Below are 26,021 nucleotides of genomic sequence, written 5' to 3' on the forward strand. Positions count from 1 at the left end.
CGATTACTGCGCTGCCCCCGAGTATCTTTTAGCTAGCGAAACGCCTCCAGCTTTTGACGCTGCCGCCCGTGCGCGTCAAAATTCTCGGCCGCCAGCCACGCGCGCAGTGCCGCGTCACGCGACGGCCATTCGCGGTCAATGATCGAAAGCATATCGCTGTCGCGGTTGCGTCCTTTGCGCACCAGCTTCTGGCGCAGTCTCCCTTCCCAGACGAAGCCCAGCCGTTCAGCCGCATGGCGCGAGGCGGTATTCATCGAATCACACTTCCACTCCAGCCGTCGGTAGCGGTGTTCGAAGGCGTTTTTCAGTAGCAGCCATACCGTCTCAGTGCCGATGCGGGTGCCTTTCATCTTGCGCGACCAGGTGACGTGGCCGATCTCCACCGACCCCTGCATCCGCTCAATCGCCATATAGCTCACCAGCCCCACCGCGCGCCCGGTGTGTAAATCAATGACGGCAAAAGGCACCAGGTCGTCATCCAGCACTTTACCGAGGATCCAGTGGGCGGTGGCCTCCACGCTGGCAGGCAGGGTGCTGGCAAGCCACGTCCAGTCGCTTTCATCACCCAGCGCGTAGGCCTCAAACAGATCCGCCGCGTGGCGGTCTACATCCAGCGGCTCCAGGCGACAATACTGGCCCACCAGCGGCGTGCGGGTTAGCGCCCGCGCACATTTCCAGTCGGGGACGATATCGTTAACGGTTTGACCATATTGATTGATTTCGGGCACGGCGTTGACTCCCTGAAAGGTAAGGGAATGGTTATAGCAGGATAAAAAGAGAACGAAAAGACCAGAAATGGGGGCCGGGTAAAGCGCTAACGTCACCCGGCAAAAAGATTACTTCAGCAGTTTCACCGTGGCGTCGATGTCAATTTCATCTTCGGTGAAAATCATTGTCGTGTTCTGGAAGGTGGTGATCGCCAGCTTCTTCACCGAACGCATCTCGCCCGGTTTTTTGTCGGATTTCGGTTTGATGCTGTTCATCAGCAGCCCTACCGACAGCACCGCATTCTCTTTGTCGATTTTGGTCTCAACCGGCTCTTCTTCGCTGAACACCACGAAAGATTTGATCGAGGTGAGCTTCACGCGCTCGCCCGCGATATAGAGGTGTTTGCTTTCCGGGATCACCTTCACCGCATAGGCGGAAAGGCCTTTGTTGTTGGTGGTCGGCTCGAAGGTCACCGCCGCGTCTTTCTTGATCAGATCGGGGTTGGCAACCTTAATCACGTGAAAATAGCGGTTGTCGCCGTTTTCATCTTTGATAAATCCAAAGCCTTTATCTTTAAACCACGTGGTGATTGTACCGTTCATTGCTGCTTCCGCCTGTCTGTCGATCGTTAACTCAATTTTTGCAGCGCGCAGTGTAATGCACAATGGCCGTACAGACAAAAAAAAGCCCCTGCCTTCAGGCAGGGGAAACTCATGTCAGAGCATAATGTTATTAGTTAAAGACCATCCCGCCGTCAATCAGCAGCGACTGGCCGGTCATGTAGTCGGAATCCGGCCCGGCGAGGTAGGAGACACAGGCCGCCACGTCTTCCGGCTCGGAAAGCCTGCCAAGGGTGATGCGTTTGGCGAAGGTTTCCGTTCCGTAGCCGAGCGGTTTACCCGCCGCCTCGGAAACCTGACGGTCGATTTCGGCCCACATTGGCGTTTTGACGATACCGGGGCAGTAGGCGTTAACGGTGATCCCGAGCGGCGCGAGGTCCCGCGCGGCGGTCTGGGTCAGCCCACGCACTGCGAACTTGCTGGAGCTGTAGACCGCCAGCTCAGGGTTCCCGGTGTGGCCCGCCTGCGAGCATGCGTTGATAATTTTGCCGCCATGCCCCTCTTTGCGAAACGCGTCAATCGCGGCCTGGATGCCCCAGATCACCCCTTTCACGTTGATGTTGTAAACCTTGTCGACAATATCCGGCGTGATGGACTCAATCGGCGTCGAGGGTGCCACGCCCGCATTGTTAACGATAACGTTGAATCCACCCAGGGCGGTACGCGCTTTTTCCACCGCCGCAAAGACCTGCTCGCGGTTCGACACGTCCACCTTCACGGCGACGGCTTTCCCGCCGCTGCGGACAATCTCTTCGGCGACGGCTTTCGCCGTCTCTTCGTTATAATCCGCAATGGCAACGGCAAAACCGTCTTTCACCAGACGAAGCGCGATTGCTTTACCGATCCCCTGGCCGGAGCCGGTGACGAGAGCCACTTTTTGCATATCTGTATCCTTATCGTGATTCACAAAATCTGGCTGAGATGGAGCTGGCCCATCAGCAGCGGGTTATCGCTATAGTCGACGGGGATCGCCACCACGGCTGGCCCCTCGACATCCATTGCTGCACGCAGCGTCGGCTCCAGCGCGTCGGCGCTCTCCACGGCGAAGCCCTTCGCGCCAAAGGCGTCGGCGTAGGCTTTAAAATCGACCGGGCCGAACTCGACGCCGGAAAGCCGCTGGTATTTTTTCTCTTCCTGGATCGCCACCATGTTGTAGGCGTTATCCACCCAGATGATGTGCAGCACGTTGGCGTTGAGGCGCACGGCGGTTTCCAGCTCCATGCTCGACTGCAGGAACCCGCCGTCGCCGGAGACGGAAACAACCTTGCGGCCCGGGTTGACCAGCCAGGCGCCAATCGCCCACGGCAGCGCCACCCCCATGGTCTGCTGGCCGTTGGAGATCATCACCTGACGTGCCCGGAAGCTGTAGAGATAGCGGGCGATCCAGATGTGGAAGCTGCCCATATCAACGGTGAGCGTCACGTCATTATTCACGATGTCCTGCATCGCACGCACGATGCGCAGCGGATGGAGGGCAAACTGGTTGAGCGACGCGCCGCGGCGGTCGAGGAGATCGCGCTGATGCTGGCGATCGACGAGGATCTCGGTCGCGCGCGGGCTGAGTTCCAGCTTGCGATCGATGCGGCTGGCCAGCAGGTTTAGCGTTTCGGCGATATCCCCCACCAGTTCGAGGTCGGGCACGTAGTTGCGCTCTTCATAGGCAGGCAGCACGTCAATGTGCACCAGGGTCGCGTCGCCGCGGTTCCACATCGACGGCTCGTATTCCACCGGGCTGTAGCCGATGCAGATGATCAGATCCGCCAGATGCAGCAGCCGGTCGCCCGCCTGGTTATTAAACAGACCCACGCGGCCCGCGAAGCGAGTGAAGTGCTCCTGATTTACCGCCCCGGCGGCCTGATAGGTGCTGGTGACCGGGATACGACTTTTCTCAAGCAGCTTATGCAGCGCGGCGCTGTTGGCGGGCTGGCTGGCCATCAGGCCCAGCAAGATCACCGGATTTTTGGCGCTCTGAATACGCTTCGCCACGTCGTTAATGGCAGACGCCGGTGCCGGCCCCATCAGCGCGGCGGTGCTGGCAGGTAAAATCGCCCCGGTAACGGGCTGATCGACAATATCCTGCGGCAGGCTGACGAACGCCCCACCCGGCCTGCCCTGCTCGGCGGCGCGGAAGGCGTTTGAGACCACTTCGGCAATGGCTTCGGACGAGTTCACCTCAACGGCATATTTCGTGACCGGGCTGAACATGCCGACGGTGTCCATGCTCTGGTGCACCAGCTTCGCTTTGTCCGCACGCTTCACCGCCCCGCCCAGCGCCACCACCGGGTCGCCTTCGCTATTCGCGGTGGCAATACCGGTGATCAGGTTCGAACAGCCCGGCCCGGAGGTGACCAGCGCCACCCCGGCCTTGCCGGTGAGACGCCCGACCGCCGCGGCCATAAACGCCGCGTTTGCCTCATGACGAACGGGGATGATCTCAATGGAGGAGTCGAGCAGAGAATCAAAAACCTTGTCGATTTTTGCGCCTGGGATGCCGAAAACCTGCTTCACGCCCTGCGCTTCCAGCTGGGCGACAATCATATCGGCGCCATGCGCCCACTGACGTGACTGTTTATCACTGTTCACGGTGTTCTCCTGTTAGTTTTCGACGGAACGGATCGCTGCATCAAGGTTGCTGGGGTGAAGGTCGGCCTGTAAAAACGCGCTGTCGGCGGGCAGGTCAATCATCAGCTTGTGGATCTCCCCGAAGGTAAGCACACCGTTTTCAAGCTGGTAGTCCAGCAGATGGCCGCCGCCCTGGCGGTCGTCGGTGATAAAGTGCTCGTGATAGCCCGCCACGTTGATGCCCTGCATATGCTGCGGCGTACGGAACCCGACCAGCACACCTTTGCGCTGGTTAAAGCGGAACACCGGCTGGTCGTCCAGCACGTCGGTCATTGCGCGGTACGGCGGCGTCTGGCGCGGCACGGTACGGGTGTGCGCGTGGCGAAAATTGCCGTCGATACGCAGGGCGCAAAACAGGTTTTCGGAGGGGATTTGCTGGTCGATGACGTCGTGAATGTGCTGACGGCTCACGGGGGTATCAAAGACTTTACGATACTGTGGCTGGAACCAGGTCATCACCGCGAACGGCGTTTTTTGCTCGGGCTTCGCGGCCCGGGCGCTGCCGTCGGCGCGCAGTTGGTAGACCTGGCTGCTGAAGGCAATCATTTCACCGTCCAGTTCGTTAAAGGTGCCTAACCCAAAGTCGCCGTGCCGGAGCAGATCGGCTATTGTGGTCTCCCCTTCATAAACGCCGCTCAACAGGGCGCTCATGAGCGATGTTTGATAGATCACGCTGTCAGGATGCTGCGCGGAGAACCCTCGCAGGGTTTCGCACAGGCTGGCCTCACAGTCGCAGGCAGATGAATGAGTCATCATGCGTCCTCTTCAACTTTTATTAGAAAGGTTAAATAAATGTTGACCCGATTCAGCAGAGAGTTCCAATATAGAAACCATGCTGGTTTGAGACGTTTTTGATATGGAACTTCGATATCTGCGCTATTTCGTCGCGGTTGCACGCGAGCGACACTTCACCAAAGCGGCCAACGCGCTGGGCATTTCGCAGCCTCCGCTGAGTCAGCAGATCAAGCGGCTGGAGGAGGAAGTGGGCACCCCGCTGTTCCGGCGGCTCACGCGCGGCGTTGAGCTGACCGAAGCGGGGGAAGCCTTCTACGAGGACGCCTGTAAAATTCTGGCGATGAGCGACGCCGCGCTGGAAAAAGCACGGGGGATCGCACGCGGGCTGAACGGCAGCCTGTCGATTGGCATCACCAGTTCAGATGCCTTTCACCCCAAAATCTTCACCCTGATCCGCCAGTATCAGGTGCAGAACCCGGCGGTAACGGTTCACCAGGTGGAAGCCAATATGGCATCGCTGATGGCGATGCTGGCGGAGGGGGAGCTGGATATCGCCTTCGTGCGTCTTCCGTGCGACAGCAGCAAGGCGTTTGACCTGAAAATCCTCGATCGGGAGCCGATGGTGGTGGCGCTGCATCGCGCCCATCCGCTGGCAGACCGTGATGCGCTGGCGCTGGAGGCGTTGCGGGACACGCCGGTGATTCTGTTTCCGCAGGAGGTCGCGCCGGGGCTGTACGACCGGGTTTACAACTACTGCGCACGCGCGGGCATCAATATGCACACCACGTTGCAGGCCTCGCAGCTCTCTTCTTCCCTGAGTATGGTTGCGGCAGGCGGCGGATTCGCGCTGGTGCCACAGTCAATGGCGGCAATTTCTCCGCCGGATGTGACCTATCACGCGCTGACCACCCCCGACCTGTTTACCGATATCGCCATCTGCTGGCGGCGGTTTGAACGTTCCCGCACGGTAAAACGATTTCTGGCGATGCTGAGCGCGGCGTAACGGCGGTGCGGCGCTTGCATGAGCTGGGTTTGTTTCGCCGCATCAGGCATGGCGAAAGCTCCCCTGCATCAGTCATTTCTTCCGCCCTTCTACCAGGATCAAAGCGCAATCTGCTGCCGCCCCCTGTCAATACACTATACTGACCATTGCACGACTCTTTACCTGACATCAACCCTACCCATGACCATCAGGAGAACGACATGCAAAAGTGTAAAACCGTAAAAGGGCTGCTCGTTGCCTCAACTGTAGCCGCGATGTTCAGCACTTTCGGCGCGTATGCCCAGACAACGAGCGCCGCGCAGAGTGACGCCTCCGCCCAGACCAGCTCAACGGGATCGATGGGTAAGCTCAGTTCCGGCGACGAAAAAGCGCTCAAGGACATGGCGCAGGCCAATATCAATGAGGTCGCCGCGGCCAAAATCGCGCTGGACAAGGCCCAGAGCAGCGAGGTGAAAGCCTTCGCGCAGAAGATGGTTGACGATCACGGCAGCGCGCTGGAAAAAGTAGAGACAGTCGCTAAACAAAAAGGCGTCACCCTGCCAACCGAGCCAGATGCCAGCCACAAGGCGATGGCCGACAAGCTGGAAAAAGAGAACGGCAGCGCCTTTGACAAAATGTATATGGAAAACGCCGGTACTAAAGATCACAAGATGGTGCTGTCAAAACTGCAGAGCGACGCCAAAAATATCAAGGACCCGGACGTGAAGGCTCTGGCCGACGCGCACACTCCGGTTGTTGAGCAGCATCTCGAGTCTGCAGAAAAGATGAAGTTGTCCGCAGATAAGTAAACGGGTCGTTCACCGGGCGCAGGGTGCTGCGTCCTGAACGCCCACCAGGCAGCATGGCGCACACAATGCGAAGGACCGCTTCTGGCTACCGCCAGGCCCAGGGTACATGCTGTCTTCTCCCCCTCTCCACCCCGCTCAATGCTCAAATCCTCCTCCTGAAAGCGCGATATTCATCACAGTATGCCAGGCTTTATGGGCACCATCACAACGTGACGACAACGCGGTCTGCTGTGCCGGACATAAGGGATGACTCATTTGAAAAATGCAAAATACACAATGCCGTTACGCGAGGAAGGGTTTATTGGTCTGGGGGATTATGCCGCGATCGGTGAGGGCCGCTCCGTGGCGCTCATCGCGCCGGATGGCTCGATCGACTGGTGGGGCGCACCGAATCTCGACTCGCCGCCCCTTTTTGATCGCCTGCTGGACCCGACCATTGGCGGCTTTTTCAGCCTGACACCCGCGGTTGATTACACCGTCACTCGCGCTTATCGCGAGGACAGCAACGTGCTGGAAACCCGCTTTGAGACGGATGACGGCGCGGTGTTGTTAACGGAATCGATCAACAGCACCCTGGCAGGACGACTGCCCTGGAGTGAACTGGCGCGGCGGCTCGAGGGCGTGCGCGGGACTGTCCCTTTCCGGCTGCATCTGCGGTTCGGCACGATGATCGAAACGCGATCGCCCTGGCGGTCAGACACCTTTAAGGGCAGCGTTTACCATATCGGCGATCTCATGGCGATGCTGCACACCAGCGAAAACGTTGTCATCACCCGTGCCGATGACGAGGAGATCGAAGCGGAGATCACCCTGAAGAAGGGAAGCCGGGAGGTAGTCGCCCTGCTCGTGACCCAGAGCGAACCGCTGGCCGTGCCGGACATTCAGGCCATTGATAACCGTATCGAAACCAGCCACACCGCCTGGCAGGACTGGGTGAACGGGCTTAAATATGACGGTCTGTACAAAGATCACGTTATCCGCTCTGCGCTGGCGCTGAAGTTCCTCTGGTATTCGCCAACCGGCGCGCTGGCCGCAGCGGCCACTACCTCCCTGCCGGAAGGGATCGGCGGCGAAAAAAACTATGACTATCGCTTTGCCTGGGTCAGGGATGCCTGCCTGATCATCAAAGCCTTTACCTATCTGGGCACCCTTGAAGAGTGTAAGGCAGCGTTTTCCTGGCTGTCGAAAACCATTATCAAACACGGCCCGGAGATGCGGGCCTGTTACACCCTCGAAGGCGAGCTGGTCCCGGAGGAGCAGTACGCAGAACTGCAGGGCTACCGCAATTCGCAGCCGGTGCGCATTGGCAATAACGCCCGTAACCAGCGCCAGCTGAGCATGTATGCCGATATGCTTGGGGTGGCAAAGCTGTTTGTTGAGGCGGGCCATATTCTGGATACGGGCACGTCACGCTTCCTCGGGCACCTTGCCAATCAGTGCGCCGACCGCTGGCGCATGAAGGACTCCGGGATCTGGGAGCTGCCGGACGAGCAGCATTACACCCATTCTAAAATGTCCTGCTGGCTGGCGCTGGACTGCGCCGTGGTGCTGGCGGAGGCCAGCCACATCGAACCTACCTGGAAGGCGCGCTGGAAACGCGAGCGGGACCGCATCCGCGACTGGGTTGAAGAGCACTGCTGGTCCGAAGCCCATCAGTCCTACTGCTTTTACGTCGGGGACGGCGGGAAGCTGGACGCCTCACTTGCCCTGGTTTCGCGCTACGGTGTGAAGGTCAACCCGAAACGCATGAAGCTGACCTATCAGGCTATTGCGCGCGAGCTGGGTCATAACAGCGCGATGGTCTACCGCTACAGCGGCGTTGAGCAGGAGGAAAGCACTTTTATCGCCTGCTCATTCTGGCTGGCAGAGGCCTGGGCGTCGATGGGCGATCCGGCGGTGGCCGAAGAGATCATGGAGGAGATTCTGAAGACGCTGTGCCATCGCGGCAATGTCGAAACCTTCAATGAGATGTTTGATACCCGCACCGGCGAATGGGTGGGCAATATGCCCCAGGGGCTGAGCCATCTCGCCCTTATCTGCGCGGCGCAGGCCATCAGCGAGCATCACGGTTCCGATTAACCAACGTCATCCCGGGCGCAGGCAACGCCGTGGTGGCTCCCGGCGCGCAACAAAACGCCGCGAGCGGTTAACAGCTCGCGGCGGCAGGTTCAGCGTTTTGGTCTGGCGCTCAGGCTGCTTTCACGGCTCTGATTTTTTTACTGCCAGCCGCCTCTGACTCAGGGTTATCTGTTGCAGTGGCCGCCTTCAGGTCGGGCAGCTTGCTGGTACGCAGAATATGCTGCACGGCCTCTTTCTGCTCGGCAAGATACAGCCCCAGATTTTCAGCCTGCGTTTCATCCAACTGCATTTCGCTTTGTAACAGCCAGTCGGTGAACGCATCTGCCATGTCGAGCATTTTGTCGTAAGCGTCAGCCTCTTTCTTACTGGCAAATGTCATTTTCTCTTCACCTTTTCTAACGACAACGAATTTTGTTTCAACAGCCATTCTGCACCTCCATACTGTAATTATATACAGTATAGCAGTTCCGGATTTTTGTTGCAGCTAAAATGTGCTGACCTCAGGAATCACCGCGGGTACAGACCCGGTTTTTACCCGCGCGTTTGGCCGCGTACAGTAACGCGTCGGCTTTCGCTAATGTTTTCGCTAAGGCTTCGCTTGCGGGGAGAAACGGCTTCGTTGTCTATACTCACTGAAAACCAGACAACGGAGTGCACCATGCCTTTACCCGACTTTCATTCCTCTGATCCTTATACCCTTGGCATTGAGCTTGAACTCCAGGTGGTCAACCCGCCCGGCTACGACCTGAGCCAGGACTCCTCCGCCCTTATCGCCGCCGTTGAGCACGACATCAAAGGCGGCGAGGTCAAACACGACATCACCGAGAGCATGCTCGAGATTGCCACCGGCGTGTGCCATAACATCGACCAGGCGGCGGCGCAGTTTTCAGTGATGCAGCAGAGCATTCTGCGTGCGGCGGCAGAACAGCACATTCAGATTTGCGGCGGCGGGACGCACCCTTTTCAGAAGTGGCAGCGTCAGGAAGTGTGCGACGACGAGCGCTATAACGTCACGCTGGAGCGCTTTGGCTATCTGATTTTGCAGGCCACGGTGTTTGGCCAGCACGTGCACGTGGGCTGCCGGACCGGGGATGACGCCATTTACCTGCTGCACGGCCTGTCGCGTTTTGTGCCGCACTTTATCGCGCTGGCGGCCTCATCGCCCTACATGCAGGGAACGGACACTAAATTTGCCTCATCGCGCCTGAATATCTTCTCGGGCTTCCCGGACAACGGTCAGATGCCGTGGGTCAACAGCTGGCAGGAGTTTGAAGGGCTGTTCCGCCGCCTGAGCAGCACCAGCATGATCGACAGCATTAAAGATCTGCACTGGGACATCCGCCCCAGCCCGCACTTTGGCACCGTTGAGGTGCGGGTGATGGATACGCCGCTGACGCTCGGTCATGCGATCAACATCGCCGGGCTGATTCAGGCGACGTCGCACTGGCTGCTGACCACGCGGCCCTATAAGCATCAGGAAAAAGATTTTCTGCTGTACCGCTTCAACCGTTTTCAGGCGTGCCGTTACGGGCTGGAAGGGATCCTGACGGACGTGCATACCGGGGAGCACAAAACCGTGGCGCAAGATATTGCCTGGCTGCTGGAGCAGGTTGCGCCGTCGGCCGAGAAGCTCGGCGCGACCAGCGCGATAAAAGAAATTGCCCTGATGCTGAAACAGGGCAAGAGCGAGGCGCAGCGCATGCGGGACTTCATTGCAGACGGTGGCTCGCTCATCTCCTTAGTGCAGAAACACAGCGAACTGTGGGCCACTAGCCCGTAAGGCGATGCCCCCACTCACGCAGGCGCTGGAACAGCACAAACAGCGCCGGAATAAAGAGGATGCCGACCACGGTCGCCACCAGCATGCCGCTGAACACCGTGGTACCGATGATGCGTCGACTCTGGGCACCTGCCCCGCTCGCCAGCATCATCGGCAGGACACCGATAATAAAGGACACGGCGGTCATCATTACCGCACGGAAGCGGCGTGATGCCCCTTCCCGCGCCGCATCGACAATCGCCATTCCGTCCATGCGCCGCGCGCGGGCAAACTCAACGATCAGGATGGCGTTCTTGGCGGCCAGCGCGATCAACAGCACCAGGCCAATCTGCACGTACACGTCGTTAGCGTATCCGGCGATCCACAGCCACACCAGCGCTCCGCCGATGGCGAACAGCACCGACAGCATCACGCTCGCGGGCAGCGTCCAGCTCTCATACTGGGCGACGAGGAACAGCCACGCCATCACCACCGCCGCCAGCACGATCCAGATCGCCTGATTACCGGTCTGCTGCTCCTGATACGACATGCCGCTCCAGGCGTAGTCATACCCGGCGGGCAGGTTCGCGGCCAGGATCTGGCCCATCACCGCCATCGCCGTGCTGCTGCTCACCCCGTCTGCCGCCGAGCCGCTCACCGACACGGACGGGAACTGGTTGTACTGCTGCAGGAACGGCGCGCCGACGCTCGGCGTGATGGTGACGAGGTTGCTCAGGCGCACGCGTTCGCCGCCGTTGCTGCGCACAAACAGCTCGCTGATTTGCTCTGCGCGCTCGCGCCACTGCATCTCGTTTTGCATCACCACGTGGTAGACCCGGTTGTTCACGCTGAAGTCCCCGGCGCGCGTCCCCCCGAACGCAGTTTGCAGGCTGCTGAAGATGCGCGAGACCGGCACGTCGAGACGGGCCGCACGCTCGCGATCGACCGTCAGCGTAAGCTGCGGCACGTTGCTGCTCCAGGTGGTGAACACGCGGCTCAGCTGCGGGTGCTGGTTCGCTTTCGCCAGCACCTCGCGGGTTACGCGCTCCAGCTCCGCCGGGCTTTGCCCCGCCTGCGCCTGAATACGCAGGTCGAAGCCGGAGGCGTTGCCCAGCCCCGGCAGCGTCGGCGGCGCGAAGGTCATGATGGTTGCTTCCGGCAGGGCCAGAAGCTGGCGCTGCAAAGTGCCCATCACCTCGTCCAGCGGCGGGCGCTCGCTCCAGTCCTTCAGCATGATGGAGATAAAGCCGCCGTTAGAGGCGCTGGTGCCGTTAAGAATGTTAAACCCGGAGACCTGAATCACATCCTCCACCGCCGGGTTTTTGGCGATCAGCTCGCGCGCGGTGGTCATCACCGCCTCGGTACGCTCAAGCGACGCCGCCTCCGGCAGCTGGACGCTGGCGAAGAAGTACCCCTGATCTTCCTGCGGCAGGAAGCCTTTTGGCATCGACATAAAGCTGAACACGACGATGGCCGCCGCCCCTGCGGTTGCCAGCACCGCCAGCCACGGGCGCAGGTTAAGCGCGCTCACCATGCGGGTGTAAGCATTGCGCGTGGCATCCAGCCCGCGGTTGAAGCCGCGGAAAATGGCGGCCGGATGCGCCGGGCGCGGACGCAGCAGCATGGCGCACAGGGCGGGCGTTAACGTCAACGCCACCAGGCTTGAGAGCGTGACGGCGGTAGAGAGCGTGACCGCGAACTGACGGTACAGCTCGCCGACGATGCCCGGCAGCAGCGCCACCGGCACAAATACCGCCAGTAGCACGAGGGTGGTGGCAATCACCGGCCCGGCAATCTGGCGCAGCGCCAGCGCGGTCGCCGCCGTGCGGCTCTGCCCTTCCGCCATCAGCGTTTCGACGCTCTCAACCACCACGATGGCATCATCCACCACCATGGTCAGCGCCAGAATAATGGCGAACAGGCTCAGCGTGTTGGCGGAGTAACCGAGCGTGTAGAGCACCGCAAAGGTCCCCACCAGCGACACCGGGATCGCAAGGGCAACAATCAGCGTTGCGCGCCAGCTCTGCAGGAACAGGGAGACCACCACCACCACGGCCAACATGGTCAGCGCCAGCGAGACGCCGATCTCCTTGATGGTGGCGGCCACAAAGGAGGTGGTATCGAATTTCACCTCATAGGTGAGGTCGTCCGGGAAGCGCGTTGAGAGCCGCTCCAGCTCGGCGCGTACCGCATCGGCCACGCGCAGGGCGTTGGCGGACGGCGTGGGATAAATACCGAGGTAGGCGGAGTCATGCCCGTTGAGCTGCGCGCCGGAGCTGTAGCTGCGCGAGCCAAGCTCGATGGTCGCCACGTCCTTCAGGCGCACCAGTTGCCCCATCTCCCCCGCGCGTATGATCACGTCGGCAAAATCCCCGGCCTGACTTAAGCGCCCCAGCCCGTTGATGGTCAGGGTCTGCTGCTGGCCGTTAAACACCGGCGGCGTGCCGACCTGGCCCGCCGCGCCCTGGACGTTTTGCTCGCGCAATGCCTGCGCCACGTCGTCGGTGGTGACGTTAAGGGCGTTCATGCGATCCGGACGCAGCCAGATGCGCATGCTGTAGTCACGCGCGCCAAACATCTGCACCTGACCGACCCCCGGCAGGCGGGACAGCGCCTCGCGCACCTGGGTGCTGGCGTAGTTGCTGACAAACAGCGGCGTGTGGGTGTTGTTCGGTGAGTAAAGACTTACCCCCATCATCAGGTTGGTGGCGCGCTTGCGCACCTGCACGCCGTTTTGCTGCGCCTCGGCGGGCAGTTGCGCCAGGGCCTGCGCCACGCGGTTTTGCACGTCGATGGCGGCCAGATCCGGGTCGGTGCCTGCCGCAAAGGTGATGTTCAGGCTATAGCTGCCCTCGTCCGAACTGGTGGATTCCATGTAAAGCATGTGATCCACGCCGTTAAGCTGGGTCTCAAGCGGCGTGGCGATGGCTTCCGCCACGTCAGCCGAGCTGGCACCGGGCCAGCTCGCGGAGACATTCACCACCGGCGGCGTGATCTGCGGATACTGTTCCACCGGAATAATGCGCAGCGCAATGGCACCAAGCAGGGTGATGACCAGCGCAATCACCATCGCAAAGCGCGGGCGTTTGATGAAAAACGTCAGCATGATGGCTCCTTAGTTCAGTATCTGGACGGCAGCGCCAGGCTGTACGCGCTGCGCGCCGTCAGTAATCGCTCGCTCACCCGGCTTAACGCCGGAGGTAATCTGGAACTGCTGGCCCATCTGCCCGGCGATGGTCAGCGGGCGTTTTTCGGCTTTGCCATCGGCGTTTATTACCCAGGCAAAGAATCCGTCACCGTTCTGCTGGACCGCCGCGGCGGGCAGCGTCATAACCGGTTGAACGCTTGCCGGGCGCAGGTAAACGTTCACATTACCGCCGGGCAGCAGCTGATGGCGCGGGTTGGCGAACTCGGCGCGCAACATCACGCTGGCGGTCCGGGGGTCGATACGGTTGTCCACGGAGGTTAATTCCCCGAGAACGCGCTGGCCGTTACTGTCGATCAGCGCCTGCCAGGCACGCTTCATGGCGCTGATATCGGCGTGCTGCCCGGCCTTGGTGGCAAACGCCCCCTCTTCCAGCGCAAACGCGATGCGGATCGGGTCAAGCTGCACCACCTCCACCAGAACGCCGCTACCGGGGTTGACCAGGCTGCCCACGTGGAACTGGCTGTGGCCCACGCGGCCATCAATCGGCGAGATGATGCGGGTGTAGGCCAGGGTGACGTTGCGGGTTTCGAGCCGGGCTTTTGCCTGCTCCAGCGCCGCGCGGGCAACGTCGCGCTGCATGCGGGCGTTATCCACGTCGTGACGGCTGATGGCGTTGCTGCTGCCCAGGCTTTCGAAGCGGGAAAGCTGCTGCTGCGCCTGACGCAGCGTGGCTTCGGCGCTGGTCACCTCGGCCTGCGCCAGACGCACGGCGGCACGCGGCTCGGCGTCGTCCAGCTCGAACAGCACGTCACCTTTTTTTACGTACTGCCCGTCGCGAAAGTGGATGTTGGTGATCACCCCTTCCGTACGGGCGCGCAGTTCCACGGTGTGGATAGCCTCGATGCGGCCAGGGATCTGCCGCTCGGCGGCGTGGGCGGTCTGCTCTACGGCGGCCACGCGCACGGGAATGGCGGCGGCAAAAGCGGGTTGCAGGGTGCAGGCGAGAAGCGCGAACAGGAGTGGGAGTTTCATGGGGAGTACCTCAGGGATTTTCCCCTCACCCTAACCCTCTCCCCAAAGGGGAGAGGGAACATTTATACCCTCTCCCCTTTGGGGAGAGGGCAGGGTGAGGGGTCAGGTTTTAGGTTATGCAGCCTTACGGAACCTGCGGGTCAGTCGCTTCTCGATTTCAACGATGAAGAACATCACCCCTGCAACCGCCAGCGTCACGAACCAGTAGCGCAGCGGCAGCGCTTCGGTGCCAAACAGCATCTGCATAAACGGCAGGTAGATGATGGCCGCCTGAAGAAGGAACAGCACGCCCGTGACCAGCCAGATGCCTTTGTTCGCCAGCAGACCGCGGTTCAGGGAGAACCCTTCGGTGTTACGGCAGTTAATCATGTACACCCACTGCGCACACACCAGCATCTGCAGCAGCACGGTGCGGATGAACTCCGCGCTGTGGCCGCGCGGGGCCAGCCAGGCTTCCAGGGCAAACGCCGCAATCGCAATCATGGTGCCGACGAAGGCCACGCGCCAGACGGCGTAGGCGTCCATCACGTGCTGTCCGGTCTGACGCGGCGGACGGCGCATGATGTTGCGCTCGGCGGCTTCAAAGGCCAGGCCGAAGGAGAGCGTGGCGGAGGTCGCCATGTTCATCCACAGGATCAGGACCGGCGTCAGCGGAATAATGTTCCCCGCCAGCAGCGCAATCACAATCAACAGCCCCTGCGCCAGGTTGGTCGGCATGATGAACAGAATGGTCTTTTTCAGGTTGTCGTACACGCGACGCCCCTCTTTCACCGCACTGGCGATGGTGGCGAAGTTATCGTCCGTCAGGACCATATCCGCCGCCTCTTTGGTGACTTCCGTCCCTTTGATGCCCATCGCGATACCGACGTCCGCCTGACGCAGCGCCGGGGCATCGTTCACACCGTCGCCGGTCATGCCGACAATCTCACCTTTGTCCTGCAGGGCCTGCACCAGGCGCAGCTTATGCTCCGGGCTGGTACGGGCGAAGATGTCATATTTCACCGCCGCATCGGCAAGCTCGGCATCGCTCATTTTCTCCAGCTGATAGCCGGTAACCGCCTGCTCGCTGTTGGTGATCCCCAGCATCTGGCCGATGCTCATCGCCGTCTGCGGGTGATCCCCGGTAATCATCTTGACGCGGATCCCCGCCTGCTGGCAGGCATGAATGGCATCGATGGCTTCCGGACGCGGCGGATCCATCATTCCGGCGATACCGAGGAAGATCAGGCCGGTATTCAGGTCGTCGTGCGTGAGCGCCGTTTCGCCGTTGGCTGGCTTAAACGCTGCGGCAACCATGCGCAGCCCCTGACGGGCATAGCGCTCCATTTCGGTTTCCCAGTACGCGCGGTTGAACGCTTCGGTCCCGTTGCGGGTCTGCTGCTGCTCGCACAGGGCGAAAATCACGTCCGGCGCACCGGTGATAAGGATCTGCTCCTCGCTACCAATCTGGTAGTGGGTGCTCATGTACTTGTACTGCGAGTCGAACGGGATTTTGTTGACCAGCGTCGTCATTACCGGCGCGAGGTTGGCTTTCGCCGCCAGCACCTTCAGCGCGCCTTCGGTTGGCCCCCCGGTGATAGCCCACAGGCCGCGCTCATCCTGAATCATCTGGCTGTCGTTACACAGGTCGATGGTGCGCAGGTACTGCTCCAGCACGGTCCCCGGCTGGATCTGCACCGGCTCGTCGCTGCCTTCCAGATAGATGTTACCTACCGGCTCGTAGCTGTTGCCGTCCACGCGGTAGCAGGTGTCGGCGGTGATGATCGCTTTCACCGTCATTTCGTTCATGGTCAGGGTACCGGTTTTATCCGAGCAGACCACGGTCATTGCCCCCAGGGTTTCCACCGTTGGCAGTTTGCGGATGATTGCCCGCTTACGCGCCATCGCCTGCACGCCCAGAGAAAGGATAATGGAGATAATCGCCGGCAGACCTTCTGGTACAGAAGCAACCGCCAGGCTAATCAGGGAGAGCAGCAGCTCGCCCATCGGGATGTCGCGGAAGACCAGGCTGAAGACAAACAGCGCGGCCATCATCGCCAGAATAATGACGAAGATCGCTTTGCCCAGCTTGTCCATCTGCACCAGCAGCGGCGTGCGGTGTTTTTCAATGCCCGCCATCATCTGGTTGATGTGACCAAGCTCGGTCTCCTGCCCGGTGGCAATGACCACGCCGACGCCACCGCCCGCGCTAACGGTTGTCCCCGAGAAGACCAGGTTGGTGCGGTCGCCCAGCGGTAATTCGCCGCTCAGCGGCTGGGTGTGTTTATCCACCACCGTTGATTCACCGGTGAGAATAGCCTCTTCAACGCGTAAATTGTGCGCTTCGATAAGACGCATATCCGCCGGAATACGATCGCCTGCGCGCAGCACAACAATATCGCCCGGCACCAGGTCGGTGGTCGGGATGGTTTCGTGATTACCATTGCGAATAACGCGCGCCTCGCTGGAGAGCATATTTCGAATACTCTGCAGGGATTTTTCCGCGTTACTTTCCTGAATGTGGCCAATTAAGGCATTGATGACCGCCACGCCCAGAATAACCAGCGTATCGACCCAGTGGCCCATGACCGCCGTTAATACGGCTGCCGCCAGCAGGACATAGATCAGGACGTCGTTAAAGTGTGCCAGAAAACGCAGCCAGCCCGGCTTGCCCTTTTTCTCAGGCAGCGCGTTTGGCCCCACTTTCTGCAGGCGCGCCTGCGCTTCAGCGCGATCCAGCCCCTGCGGCTGCGTCTGCTGGTGCGCCAGCACCTGCTCGACAGTCTGCTGAAAAGCGTTGTTGCCCGCGGGCGGCATGTTCTGAGAAATATTTTTTTTGGTCATTTTCTTTCCTTTAATTTCCGGTGGACGGAAGCCTGAATTCCTTTCTGGCTTAATAAATTCATTTTTAATGCTTGCGGGTTAATTTGATCTACCGCAATATAATTACTGCCGGGTTATTCAAAACTGTTTAAAACTATTTCGATAAGCTGATTTTTACAAAATATTTCTAAACCAACATTAAACGAGGAGGAAGCATGTTTGGTATTTATCGCGGTCGCCGCCTGGCGTTATACATTGTCGCAGCCATTGTTATTGCTACGTTAATTGGCTACAGCACCTATAGCTTTGTAAAATTATTTTCGTAATACAGACGTTTATTTACAGAACGCGATAATAATTGAATTGCGGGCCGTTATTTATTCTTCCGGAGGAATTTATTTGCGGCTAAAAGCAGCGTTTTAATTAAAAATCGCTGACGGGGTTTATATTGCTTTACGTTCGAGGATGCCGGACAATGACATTTTTAACTGACGATTAACATTATCATGAAACACCCGTTAGAATCGCTGCTAACCGCAGGCGGCATTTTATTGTTGGCCCTGCTCTCCTGCCTGCTGCTGCCTGCGCCTTCACTGGGGCTGGTGCTGGCGCAAAAGCTGGTGGTCACCTTCCACATGGTCGATTTGAACCAGCTTTACACCATTCTCTTCTGTCTGTGGTTCTTGCTGCTCGGCGCCATCGAATTCGTTATCCTGCGTTTCGTCTGGCGCCGCTGGTTTTCACTGGCGTCGTAAGCCGGTGAAATCGCGCATGCCGTGGATCAGCGCTTCACACCAGGCCCCGCTTGTTCAAACTCGCCGGCCTGAAGCCAGAAACGCACCGGGTAAAGCGGCGACTGCTGATACTGACGCGTCAGCCAGCCGGGCGCTTCCCCTTTCGGTGCCCACCAGTAGGAGCCAGACAGGCTCAGCACATTGCCAAACAGCCGCGGATAGCGCAACGCCACCGCCTGCACGGAGCAGCAGCGCGCCGATCCCTAATAACAATCCACTCCATGCGCTCTTCATTACCGCGTGTTCCCAGATAAAATTTGCACTCACGCTAATGCAAATGGGAATTATTTTCAATGCGCCCGGGTATGATTTTCCTTGCGGTAAGCCCCGGGCGGCTGGTGGAACGTGCGGGTGAAAATACGCGTAAAGGTCTGCTGCGAGTCAAAGCCGTAGCGCAGGCAGATGTCATACACCCGCTCGTCCGATTCGCGCAGGTCGCGCGCCGCCAGCAGCAGCTTGCGTTCGCGAATATAGCGCCCCAGACTCTCCCCTTTGTACTGCATAAACAGCCGCTGAAGATGCCACTTCGAGTAACCCGCGTGGCGGGCGATCTCTTCTATGCGCAGCGGCTGATGCAGGTTGTCGTCGATCCATTCGACGATAGTGTCGATAACCTGAGCGGAAATAGTCATGTTGCGCTCTCCTTCTGCTCTTTGATTCATCATTTATTCCCACCACGGGCGAAATTGCTGAGCGGTATCATTCACGCGGACCGGCTCGCCCAGTTCCGGCGTTAACAGCCGATAGCCTTTGTCGCGGCTGGCTTTTGCGAGCTGGATCAGCGGATCGTTCCAGGTATGTTTCGCCAGCACAAACCGTCCGTTATGGCCCGGCACCACCGCTTTGGCATTGAGATCCGCGGCGGCCTGCGCCGTTTCATCCGGCAGCATGTGAATGTACTTCCAGTCCTGGTCATACTGGCCGTTTTCCATGATCGCGAGATCGACTGCGCCAAACTGCTCGCCAATATCCCGGAAATGCGGCCCGTAGCCGGAGTCACCGCTGTAGTACACCTTCTGTTCAGGCGTGACGAACATAAAGCTGCCCCACAGCGTCTGGTTGCGTTTGATGCCGCGCCCGGAGAAGTGGCGCGCAGGCAGAACGTGCACGGTTAGCGCCTCGCTGATGCGTACCGACTGGTTCCAGTCGCGCTCGTCGATAATCGTCGGGTCCATCCCCCAGTAGCGCAGATGTGAACCCACGCCAAGCGGCGTGACCACGCGCTTCACCTTCGGCAGCAGCGCTTTGATGGTGGCGTAATCCAGATGGTCGTAGTGATCGTGCGAAATGATCAGCAGGTCGATCTCGGGCATGCTCGCGGCACACCACGGGTAGTCCCCCTCAAAGGCTTTGTTGAGGAACGAGAACGGCGCGGCGTAGTTGCCCAGGACCGGATCGATCAGGATGCGTTTCCCCGCTAACTGCAGATACCAGGACGAGTGCCCCAGCCACACCAGCGTATCCTGCGCCAGCGGCAGGCTGGCGAGATCGGTGTTGACCAGCGGCAGCGGCTGCGCGGGACGGGCGTTTTCGGTTTTTTTCGTCAGAAACTCCCACATCGCCACCAGCATATTTTTGTCGCCGTTGTAGCCCGGCGTCGGCAGTGCATTGTGAAACGCCCCGTCGCGATACTGGGGCGAAGCTTGCAACCCGGAGAGCTGTTCTCCCTGCGGCGGCTGGCCAAATCCGGCGTTCAGGACAAAGGGTAAACTTGCAGCTGAAGCAATAATCATGACAAACACCACGCAGATGAATAGAGGCTTTTTCATTTTCCCGACTCGCCGACGCGCCCCTTCCAATGGTTTGCGCGGATGACACTTGATTATGAGTGAGTAAGCACTCATTATAGATACGATGAATATATCGTCAAGATGTTTTCGATCTTTGACATTCCGCGTTGCAGCAGCCTGACGCGCATGATTCAATACGTTTTTTTACAATTGACAAAGAGGAGAATTTGGTGGCACGTCCGAAGAGTGAAGATAAAAAACAGGCCTTACTGGAGGCAGCAACCGCTGCATTTGCACAGTCAGGCATTGCCGCCTCAACGGCGACCATCGCCCGTAGTGCCGGGGTCGCCGAAGGCACGCTGTTTCGCTACTTTGCTACCAAAGACGATCTGCTGAATGCCCTCTACCTGCACCTGAAGCAGGATCTCTGCCAGACCATGATGGCGAACCTTGACCGCTCGATCACCCTGCCAAAAGAGCATACCCGCAACATCTGGAACAGCTATGTGGACTGGGGGATTCGTAACCCGGCGGCTCACGGGGCGATCCGCCAGCTTGGTGTGAGCGAGAAAATTTCCACTGAGACCGAACAGGCCGTTCACGACATGTTTCCGGAGCTGAATGAACTGTGCCGCCGCTCGGTGCGCCCGGTATTTATGTCCGACGAATTTAAAACCTTCGGCGATGCCATCTTCCTGTCGCTGGCCGAGACCACCATGGAATTCGCCACCCGCGATCCGTCCCGTGCCGTGGATTTTAAAGCGCTCGGCTTTGAGGCCATGTGGCGCGCGCTCGCCATAGAGAACACCGATGGACAGTAAATCATTACAGGAACACGCGATGCGCGTGGCGCTGGAGTTGCCGTTCACCGAGCACTGCTGGCCGTTCGGCCCGGAGTTCGACGTGTTTAAAGTCGGCGGCAAGATTTTTATGCTTGTCGCGGTCGCTCACGGGCGTCCGCACGTCAGTCTGAAATCCGATCCGGAAAAATCGCTGCTCAATCAGCAGATCTACCGCGGCGTGGAGCCGGGCTATCACCTGAATAAAAAGCACTGGATTTCGCTCTACGGCACCGACGATATCACGCCCGACGTGGTGACCGATTTCATCCACGATTCGTGGCATCTGGTCGTCGATAAGCTGGCGAAGAAGGACCAGAAGCGGATACGCCCCGTCTGATTGTTCGTCTGAGACGAACAGAATAAGCGCTCGAATCGCACTTATCTTTTTCCGCGTCGCCCTGTAATCTGCTTTCCTTTCGCGCCCACATGCGGGCGATTTTTACTACCAGGAGTTGTTATGGATATCATTTCTGTCGCCCTGAAACGCCACTCTGCCAAGGCGTTCGACGCAAGCAAAAAACTGACCGCAGAAGAAGCGGAAAAAATCAAAACCCTGCTGCAGTACAGCCCGTCCAGCACGAACTCCCAGCCGTGGCACTTTATTGTTGCCAGCACTGAGGAAGGCAAAGCGCGCGTGGCGAAATCTGCTGCGGGTACCTATGTGTTCAACGAGCGCAAAATGCTGGATGCCTCTCATGTGGTGGTGTTCTGCGCCAAAACTGCGATGGACGATGCATGGCTGGAGCGCGTGGTGGATCAGGAAGAAGCTGACGGGCGTTTCGCCACGCCGGAAGCGAAAGCTGCAAACCACAAAGGCCGCTGCTACTTTGCAGACATGCACCGTGTGGATCTGAAAGATGACGACCAGTGGATGGCAAAACAGGTTTACCTGAACGTGGGTAACTTCCTGCTGGGCGTGGCCGCGATGGGTCTGGACGCGGTGCCGATTGAAGGCTTCGACGCGGCGATCCTCGACGAAGAGTTTGGCCTGAAAGAGAAAGGCTTCACCAGCCTGGTGGTGGTACCGGTTGGCCACCACAGCGTGGAAGATTTCAACGCCACGCTGCCAAAATCTCGCCTGCCGCTGAGCACCATTGTGACCGAGTGCTAGTAACCATGGGCCGCGCGTAGCGGCCCATTACAAGTAGGTTGAACAGGGTTCAATACAGCGTAATCTGCGGATGCTTCACTCCGCATACCAGCGCATAACGCGTTAACGTATCAAGGCTCGCTCGCGTGATGTTGGCTTCCATTCGTGACACCGTTGGCGCACTGACCCCCATCCGTTCCGCAACCTGTGCACGCGTCAGGCCTGCATGGCTTCGCCACTGCGCCAGCATCTCCTGCAGACGCGCTTTGCGCTCTTCTGCGTTAAATGCGGCCTGCACGTCTTCGTGGCTTAACAGCTCGGTTCTCAACTCATCCCAGTCGATTATTTTCTTGCTCATCCAACATCTCCTGTTGCCGTTTCAGTGCCAGACTTATCTCCGCAGACGGCGTTTTCTGCGTCTTCATGATAAACACGCGCAAAAGAAAAAGGGTTCTCTCACGCTGGTAGACGTATATCCCACGGCTCTGGATAAGCCCGACGGTGCGTATTTCAAACAAGCCATGCGGCAATGGCTTGCTGTCAGGCTCACGCAAAACCGTCGGATTAGCGCGTAATTTATCAAGCTGGCGAATCAGTTTCGCCTGAACCACGGCGGGCAACGCGAGGATCTCTTCCCTCACGGCCTCATGGACGATGAGTCTGAACATCTTTATTCATCCCTGAAAATATTAACATATAAGGCAATTTGCATTAAAGGCTAATTTTGCCTTTCGTGATTTACCTTACCTGCATCATTCAGGAGATGCTGGACTCTCGCTTATTCCCTGAAAGCCCCTCGCAAAAAACTATTTTTCCCTGCTCCCGGCATGCCAGATTTTTTCCGCATAGCGACCAATCACCGCCAGCGATGCCGCCAGAATCAGGAAGAACACGACCTTGTTCATCCCCTCCCAGAAATATTCGAAATAGCGGGTATAGAGATTGATGGCGAGAAAGGTCAGGCCAAAACCGCGCAGCATGCCGTCGTCGGTTTTCAGGCTAATGAAGATGCACAGCACCGCCGCCACGGCGAAGAGCAGCGCCCACGGCAGCAGCGATGCCTGCGTGACGCCGTACCAGCTGTCGATGTCGTTGTTGCCAAAAATCGACAGGATCCACAGGGCGACAAACAGATACGTCAGCCCCATCGCCTTACTGGTGGTATAGAGGTGGCGGGGTTGCAGTACGCCGCGCAGGACATAGCACAGCGCCAACAGCACGCCGCCGAAGACGATAAAGCGCACCGGGTAGCTCATGCCCAACCAGTACGCTCCCCAGCCGGACATATAGCCCGTTTCGGCACCGAACCAGTTGCCGAGCGAAAGCAAAAAGAAGAGCCAGACCAGCCCCGAGCGCCCGAAATAGCCAACCAGGCCGTACACCGCACACCCGGCCAGGAACAACGGCGCAATGTGGCCGCTGCCGTTATCAAGACGTTCACCAAGCTGCCACAGGGCAATGGCGGTAAAGAACACCCCGAGGAACAGGATAGCTTCCGTGCTGTAGTGCCACGGGGTTTCTCGCCGCTGGCGGCTGAAGCCCCACAGGTAAAACAGCACGGCGGCAAGCAGAGGCAGACCAATGCGGGCGATAAAGGAAGAAGAGAAAAATGCGATAATGCGCGCCATCAACTCACTGTCGGCAAACAGGCTGCCGATGGCGATGATCACGCAGGCGAGCGCGGTCCAGAAGGCGTAGCGGCTGAGCCGCTGCCAGTCCATCGTTACGCGCCTCAGGGTTCCGGCCAGACGCTGATGTTCGTCGGGGGTTAATGCGCCATCCTGCTCCCACGCCGCGAGCGCCCGGCGTAAAACCCGCTCCTGCTTGCGCGTCACGTTCATTTTGCCTGCTCCGCCAGCCAATCCATGACTCTCTCCCCTGCCTCGTCCACCGGGAGGTACACCAGCAGCCGCGAGCCGTTGCGCGGCGCTGAGTACCAGTACATCTGCTGTAAATGAAAATCCCCCAGCTCAGGATGGGTAAACAGCTTGAGCTGGTTTTCCACACCGCGCACGTCGTTGCGCTGGTGCCACAGGGTTTGAAACTCATCTGAAACCGCAAAAAAGCGCGCCAGTTTGGCTTCCCACTGCGGATCGCCCCGGTGCTCGGCCATTGCCGCGCGGAAGTAGGAGACGAAGATCGGCAGCACGTCGTCGCGCTTGCCCAGCCTTGCGCGCCACGCCGGATGGGTGAGGAACAGGTAAATACAGTTGCGATCTTCCGGCGGGATGTCGTTGAAATCGACGCCCATCAAATGACCAAAGCTGTCGTTCCACGCCACGATATCAAAGTTTGGTTTCTGGATGCTGGCGGGCTTTGGCATCAGGGTATCAAGCAGGCGGCGCGTGCCTTCGCTGATCCCCTCGCAGCAGACCGCCTGCGGCGCTTCACCCGGCGGTAATCCGGCCAGCACGAAAAGATGGCGGGCTTCGGTCGGGGTGCATTGCAGCGCTTTAGCAACAGCTGCCATCACCGCGCTCGACGGATTGACGTCCCTGCCCTGCTCCAGCCAGGTGTACCAGGTTACGCCCACGTCTGCGAGCATCGCCACCTCTTCACGGCGCAAGCCCGGCGTGCGGCGACGCCCGCTGCGCGGCAAGCCGAGACGCTGCGGGTCGAGGCTTTCGCGCCGTGCGCGTAAAAATGCCCCGAGCTGTTTTCGGGTGTCATCCTGAAGCGAGGTGACAGGTTCAGACATCAGCGCCATAAATCCCCCTGCATGGTAGTGCCAGTACCAGTATAAGCAAGAACTGGTACCCGTTTATCAGATAGACGATGCTACGTCTCTACGCCGTTTGACGCAATGGAGTTACCATGAACAGGTCAGTTATTTCACCAGGTCGTGCAGGCCTGATACTGCTGTTAACCGGGCAAATGCTGCCGCTTATCGATACCTCAATCACCAACGTCGCGCTGGACTCCATCACCCATTCGCTGCACGCCACCGCCACAGAACTGGAGCTGATTGTCGCGCTTTACGGCGTGGCCTTCGCCGTCTGCCTGGCGCTCGGCAGCAAGCTCGGGGATAACCACGGTCGCCGTCGTCTGTTTATGTGGGGCGTGGCGAGCTTTGGACTGGCCTCGCTGCTGTGCGGGATGGCGGGCAACATCGAACAACTGCTCGCCGCGCGCATCGTTCAGGGTGCCGGGGCGGCGCTGATCGTGCCGCAAATTCTCGCCACGCTGCATGTGACGTTAAAAGGGCCGGCGCACGCCAAAGCCATTAGCCTGTTCGGCGGTATCGGCGGGATAGCCTTTATCGTCGGCCAGATGGGCGGCGGCTGGCTGGTATCGGCGGATATCGCCGGGCTGGGCTGGCGCAACGCTTTCTTCATCAACGTCCCCATTTGTCTGGTGGTGCTGGCGTTAAGCCGCCGGTATGTGCCGGAAACCCGCCGCGAAACGCCGTCGCGCATCGACTGGACGGGCACCGCGCTGCTGGCGATGATCCTCTGCTGCCTGTTGTTCCCGATGGCGCTCGGTCCGCAGTGGCACTGGTCGTGGCCGCTGAAGGCTGCACTGATTGCTATTATTCCGCTGGCCTGGCTGATGGTGCTGAATGCGCGTAAAAAAGAGCGCGAAGATGCCCACCCGCTGATCCCGCCGCGCCTGATGCAGCTTGCGAGCATCCGCTTTGGCGTGCTGATCGCGATGCTCTTTTTCAGCGTCTGGTCCGGCTTTATGTTCTGTATGGCGCTGACCATGCAGACCGGTCTTGGCATGGCACCGTGGCAGTCGGGGAACAGCTTCATCGCGCTGGGGGTGACCTATTTTGTCTCCGCGTGGTTTGCCCCGCGCCTGATTGCCCGTTACCGCACCAGCACCCTTCTGCTGAGCGGCCTGGCGATCCAGATCCTCGGCCTGCTGGCGCTGATCGCCACCTTCCGCCACTGGGGGATGAACAACACTGCCCTGACGCTGGCACCGGCGACCGGGCTGGTCGGTTACGGGCAGGCGTTGATTGTGAACAGCTTCTACCGTATCGGGATGCGCGATATCCAGCCGGACGACGCGGGCGCAGCAAGCGCCATTTTGAGTACGCTTCAACAGGCGGCGCTGGGGCTTGGCCCGGCGATTTTCGGCGCGATTTTGCTGCACGCGCTGCAAAGCCACCACGGGGATTACACGCAGGCGGTCAACGTCTTCCTGATGGTGGAAACGGCAATGATGATTGCCCTTGCGCTGGCAACGGTGCGTATGCGCCATCGCCTGTGCCTGCCGGTGATCACGACCTGCCACGCGACGAAGTAATGCGCCAGAATTTGCATA

Annotated in this window: 24 protein-coding genes and 1 pseudogene; 9 read left to right on the forward strand and 16 right to left on the reverse strand. The window is 59.3% G+C overall.

Going from position 1 to position 26,021, the window contains the following annotated elements; translation table 11 throughout:
* Positions 1-32 precede the first annotated feature (32 nt).
* The 5 genes from I6L58_RS06590 to budA form a co-directional block, all read right to left on the reverse strand.
* On the reverse strand, positions 33-728 hold the full coding sequence (locus I6L58_RS06590; protein WP_088207741.1) for a GNAT family N-acetyltransferase: 696 nt from the start codon (positions 726-728) through the stop codon (positions 33-35).
* Positions 729-836: 108 nt separating this feature from the next.
* Positions 837-1,310, reverse strand: a complete 474-nt coding sequence (locus I6L58_RS06595; protein ID WP_042320923.1) for a cold-shock protein — start codon at positions 1,308-1,310, stop codon at positions 837-839.
* A gap of 130 nt (positions 1,311-1,440) precedes the next feature.
* Positions 1,441-2,211 carry a (S)-acetoin forming diacetyl reductase gene (locus tag I6L58_RS06600; protein WP_042320920.1) on the reverse strand — a complete coding sequence of 257 codons (771 nt, stop codon included), beginning with the start codon at positions 2,209-2,211 and terminating at the stop codon, positions 1,441-1,443.
* A 20-nt stretch (positions 2,212-2,231) separates the two neighbouring features.
* Positions 2,232-3,866, reverse strand: a complete 1,635-nt coding sequence (alsS, locus tag I6L58_RS06605; protein WP_006177036.1) for an acetolactate synthase AlsS — start codon at positions 3,864-3,866, stop codon at positions 2,232-2,234.
* A 57-nt stretch (positions 3,867-3,923) separates the two neighbouring features.
* Positions 3,924-4,703 (reverse strand): acetolactate decarboxylase, encoded by a 780-nt coding sequence (budA, locus tag I6L58_RS06610; RefSeq protein WP_217060254.1) that lies wholly within the window; start codon positions 4,701-4,703, stop codon positions 3,924-3,926.
* Between the two features lie 103 nt (positions 4,704-4,806).
* On the opposite strand from budA, the gene I6L58_RS06615 reads away from it, so the two are divergent.
* From I6L58_RS06615 to I6L58_RS06625, 3 genes are all read left to right on the forward strand, one after another.
* A complete protein-coding gene (locus tag I6L58_RS06615; protein ID WP_006177034.1) occupies positions 4,807-5,688 on the forward strand; it encodes a LysR family transcriptional regulator in 882 nt (293 codons plus the stop codon).
* Between the two features lie 200 nt (positions 5,689-5,888).
* Positions 5,889-6,476 carry a DUF4142 domain-containing protein gene (locus tag I6L58_RS06620; RefSeq protein WP_088207742.1) on the forward strand — a complete coding sequence of 196 codons (588 nt, stop codon included), beginning with the start codon at positions 5,889-5,891 and terminating at the stop codon, positions 6,474-6,476.
* Positions 6,477-6,722: 246 nt separating this feature from the next.
* Entirely contained in the window at positions 6,723-8,555 is a 1,833-nt protein-coding gene (locus I6L58_RS06625; protein WP_006177031.1) for a glycoside hydrolase family 15 protein, read from the forward strand.
* A 109-nt stretch (positions 8,556-8,664) separates the two neighbouring features.
* Here I6L58_RS06625 and I6L58_RS06630 read toward each other — a convergent pair whose 3' ends face one another.
* Positions 8,665-8,982 (reverse strand): YebG family protein, encoded by a 318-nt coding sequence (locus tag I6L58_RS06630; protein ID WP_006177030.1) that lies wholly within the window; start codon positions 8,980-8,982, stop codon positions 8,665-8,667.
* A 231-nt stretch (positions 8,983-9,213) separates the two neighbouring features.
* On the opposite strand from I6L58_RS06630, the gene I6L58_RS06635 reads away from it, so the two are divergent.
* Positions 9,214-10,335, forward strand: a complete 1,122-nt coding sequence (locus tag I6L58_RS06635) for a YbdK family carboxylate-amine ligase (RefSeq protein ID WP_088207743.1) — start codon at positions 9,214-9,216, stop codon at positions 10,333-10,335.
* On the opposite strand, the gene I6L58_RS06640 is transcribed toward I6L58_RS06635, so the two are convergent.
* The 3 genes from I6L58_RS06640 to I6L58_RS06650 all read right to left on the reverse strand — a co-directional run bounded on the left by I6L58_RS06640 (position 10,325) and on the right by I6L58_RS06650 (position 17,317).
* Positions 10,325-13,420, reverse strand: coding sequence for an efflux RND transporter permease subunit (locus I6L58_RS06640; RefSeq protein ID WP_088207744.1), 3,096 nt, complete (start codon positions 13,418-13,420; stop codon positions 10,325-10,327). The two genes, I6L58_RS06635 and I6L58_RS06640, sit on opposite strands and share 11 nt — an antisense overlap.
* Before the next feature lie 9 nt (positions 13,421-13,429).
* Positions 13,430-14,494, reverse strand: a complete 1,065-nt coding sequence (locus tag I6L58_RS06645) for an efflux RND transporter periplasmic adaptor subunit (protein ID WP_006177027.1) — start codon at positions 14,492-14,494, stop codon at positions 13,430-13,432.
* 114 nt (positions 14,495-14,608) lie between these two features.
* Positions 14,609-17,317 carry a cation-transporting P-type ATPase gene (locus I6L58_RS06650; protein ID WP_088207745.1) on the reverse strand — a complete coding sequence of 903 codons (2,709 nt, stop codon included), beginning with the start codon at positions 17,315-17,317 and terminating at the stop codon, positions 14,609-14,611.
* A gap of 485 nt (positions 17,318-17,802) precedes the next feature.
* Here I6L58_RS06650 and I6L58_RS06655 point away from each other — a divergent pair, with 485 nt between their 5' ends.
* Complete coding sequence (locus I6L58_RS06655) at positions 17,803-18,051, forward strand: DUF1158 domain-containing protein (RefSeq protein WP_006177025.1); 249 nt, start codon at positions 17,803-17,805, stop codon at positions 18,049-18,051.
* On the opposite strand, the pseudogene I6L58_RS06660 reads toward I6L58_RS06655, so the two are convergent.
* From I6L58_RS06660 to I6L58_RS06670, 3 genes and pseudogenes are all read right to left on the reverse strand, one after another.
* Positions 18,037-18,263 (reverse strand): annotated as a pseudogene (locus I6L58_RS06660) (enterochelin esterase); the annotation flags it as partial. The gene I6L58_RS06655 and the pseudogene I6L58_RS06660 overlap by 15 nt on opposite strands.
* A gap of 117 nt (positions 18,264-18,380) precedes the next feature.
* Complete coding sequence (locus I6L58_RS06665; protein WP_088207746.1) at positions 18,381-18,722, reverse strand: RamA family antibiotic efflux transcriptional regulator; 342 nt, start codon at positions 18,720-18,722, stop codon at positions 18,381-18,383.
* Positions 18,723-18,755: 33 nt separating this feature from the next.
* On the reverse strand, positions 18,756-19,859 hold the full coding sequence (locus I6L58_RS06670; RefSeq protein ID WP_088207747.1) for an MBL fold metallo-hydrolase: 1,104 nt from the start codon (positions 19,857-19,859) through the stop codon (positions 18,756-18,758).
* 191 nt (positions 19,860-20,050) lie between these two features.
* Here I6L58_RS06670 and I6L58_RS06675 point away from each other — a divergent pair, with 191 nt between their 5' ends.
* From I6L58_RS06675 to nfsB, 3 genes are all read left to right on the forward strand, one after another.
* Positions 20,051-20,641, forward strand: coding sequence for a TetR/AcrR family transcriptional regulator (locus I6L58_RS06675; protein ID WP_042320908.1), 591 nt, complete (start codon positions 20,051-20,053; stop codon positions 20,639-20,641).
* A complete protein-coding gene (locus I6L58_RS06680) occupies positions 20,631-20,999 on the forward strand; it encodes an MmcQ/YjbR family DNA-binding protein (protein ID WP_088207748.1) in 369 nt (122 codons plus the stop codon). The genes I6L58_RS06675 and I6L58_RS06680 overlap by 11 nt, the downstream gene beginning before the upstream one ends.
* A gap of 120 nt (positions 21,000-21,119) precedes the next feature.
* Entirely contained in the window at positions 21,120-21,773 is a 654-nt protein-coding gene (gene nfsB, locus I6L58_RS06685) for an oxygen-insensitive NAD(P)H nitroreductase (RefSeq protein WP_006177019.1), read from the forward strand.
* Between the two features lie 49 nt (positions 21,774-21,822).
* Here the strand turns inward: nfsB and I6L58_RS06690 are convergent, their stop codons facing one another.
* From I6L58_RS06690 to I6L58_RS06705, 4 genes are all read right to left on the reverse strand, one after another.
* On the reverse strand, positions 21,823-22,110 hold the full coding sequence (locus tag I6L58_RS06690) for a helix-turn-helix domain-containing protein (protein ID WP_088207749.1): 288 nt from the start codon (positions 22,108-22,110) through the stop codon (positions 21,823-21,825).
* Positions 22,082-22,420, reverse strand: coding sequence for a type II toxin-antitoxin system RelE/ParE family toxin (locus tag I6L58_RS06695; protein WP_088207750.1), 339 nt, complete (start codon positions 22,418-22,420; stop codon positions 22,082-22,084). Before I6L58_RS06695 ends, I6L58_RS06690 begins: the two co-directional genes overlap by 29 nt.
* Before the next feature lie 138 nt (positions 22,421-22,558).
* Positions 22,559-23,593: a glycosyltransferase family protein gene (locus I6L58_RS06700; protein ID WP_088207751.1), complete on the reverse strand. Its 1,035-nt coding sequence runs from the start codon at positions 23,591-23,593 to the stop codon at positions 22,559-22,561.
* Positions 23,590-24,459 carry a helix-turn-helix transcriptional regulator gene (locus tag I6L58_RS06705; RefSeq protein ID WP_006177015.1) on the reverse strand — a complete coding sequence of 290 codons (870 nt, stop codon included), beginning with the start codon at positions 24,457-24,459 and terminating at the stop codon, positions 23,590-23,592. Before I6L58_RS06705 ends, I6L58_RS06700 begins: the two co-directional genes overlap by 4 nt.
* A gap of 107 nt (positions 24,460-24,566) precedes the next feature.
* Between I6L58_RS06705 and I6L58_RS06710 the strand changes: the two genes are divergently transcribed.
* Positions 24,567-26,003, forward strand: coding sequence for an MFS transporter (locus I6L58_RS06710; RefSeq protein ID WP_088207752.1), 1,437 nt, complete (start codon positions 24,567-24,569; stop codon positions 26,001-26,003).
* Positions 26,004-26,021: the final 18 nt, after the last annotated feature.

Source organism: Enterobacter cancerogenus (assembly GCF_019047785.1).
GTDB lineage: Bacteria > Pseudomonadota > Gammaproteobacteria > Enterobacterales > Enterobacteriaceae > Enterobacter > Enterobacter cancerogenus.

Bases quoted from the DNA above. Each gene is read 5' to 3' on its own strand.
- I6L58_RS06595 (WP_042320923.1), bottom strand. From the start codon at position 1,310: ATGAACGGTACAATCACCACGTGGTTTAAAGATAAAGGCTTTGGATTT.
- I6L58_RS06600 (WP_042320920.1), bottom strand. From the start codon at position 2,211: ATGCAAAAAGTGGCTCTCGTCACCGGCTCCGGCCAGGGGATCGGTAAA.
- alsS (WP_006177036.1), bottom strand. From the start codon at position 3,866: ATGATTGTCGCCCAGCTGGAAGCGCAGGGCGTGAAGCAGGTTTTCGGC.
- budA (WP_217060254.1), bottom strand. From the start codon at position 4,703: ATGACTCATTCATCTGCCTGCGACTGTGAGGCCAGCCTGTGCGAAACC.
- I6L58_RS06615 (WP_006177034.1), top strand. From the start codon at position 4,807: ATGGAACTTCGATATCTGCGCTATTTCGTCGCGGTTGCACGCGAGCGA.
- I6L58_RS06620 (WP_088207742.1), top strand. From the start codon at position 5,889: ATGCAAAAGTGTAAAACCGTAAAAGGGCTGCTCGTTGCCTCAACTGTA.
- I6L58_RS06625 (WP_006177031.1), top strand. From the start codon at position 6,723: ATGACTCATTTGAAAAATGCAAAATACACAATGCCGTTACGCGAGGAA.
- I6L58_RS06630 (WP_006177030.1), bottom strand. From the start codon at position 8,982: ATGGCTGTTGAAACAAAATTCGTTGTCGTTAGAAAAGGTGAAGAGAAA.
- I6L58_RS06635 (WP_088207743.1), top strand. From the start codon at position 9,214: ATGCCTTTACCCGACTTTCATTCCTCTGATCCTTATACCCTTGGCATT.
- I6L58_RS06640 (WP_088207744.1), bottom strand. From the start codon at position 13,420: ATGCTGACGTTTTTCATCAAACGCCCGCGCTTTGCGATGGTGATTGCG.
- I6L58_RS06645 (WP_006177027.1), bottom strand. From the start codon at position 14,494: ATGAAACTCCCACTCCTGTTCGCGCTTCTCGCCTGCACCCTGCAACCC.
- I6L58_RS06650 (WP_088207745.1), bottom strand. From the start codon at position 17,317: ATGACCAAAAAAAATATTTCTCAGAACATGCCGCCCGCGGGCAACAAC.
- I6L58_RS06655 (WP_006177025.1), top strand. From the start codon at position 17,803: ATGAAACACCCGTTAGAATCGCTGCTAACCGCAGGCGGCATTTTATTG.
- I6L58_RS06665 (WP_088207746.1), bottom strand. From the start codon at position 18,722: ATGACTATTTCCGCTCAGGTTATCGACACTATCGTCGAATGGATCGAC.
- I6L58_RS06670 (WP_088207747.1), bottom strand. From the start codon at position 19,859: ATGAAAAAGCCTCTATTCATCTGCGTGGTGTTTGTCATGATTATTGCT.
- I6L58_RS06680 (WP_088207748.1), top strand. From the start codon at position 20,631: ATGGACAGTAAATCATTACAGGAACACGCGATGCGCGTGGCGCTGGAG.
- nfsB (WP_006177019.1), top strand. From the start codon at position 21,120: ATGGATATCATTTCTGTCGCCCTGAAACGCCACTCTGCCAAGGCGTTC.
- I6L58_RS06690 (WP_088207749.1), bottom strand. From the start codon at position 22,110: ATGAGCAAGAAAATAATCGACTGGGATGAGTTGAGAACCGAGCTGTTA.
- I6L58_RS06695 (WP_088207750.1), bottom strand. From the start codon at position 22,420: ATGTTCAGACTCATCGTCCATGAGGCCGTGAGGGAAGAGATCCTCGCG.
- I6L58_RS06700 (WP_088207751.1), bottom strand. From the start codon at position 23,593: ATGAACGTGACGCGCAAGCAGGAGCGGGTTTTACGCCGGGCGCTCGCG.
- I6L58_RS06705 (WP_006177015.1), bottom strand. From the start codon at position 24,459: ATGGCGCTGATGTCTGAACCTGTCACCTCGCTTCAGGATGACACCCGA.
- I6L58_RS06710 (WP_088207752.1), top strand. From the start codon at position 24,567: ATGAACAGGTCAGTTATTTCACCAGGTCGTGCAGGCCTGATACTGCTG.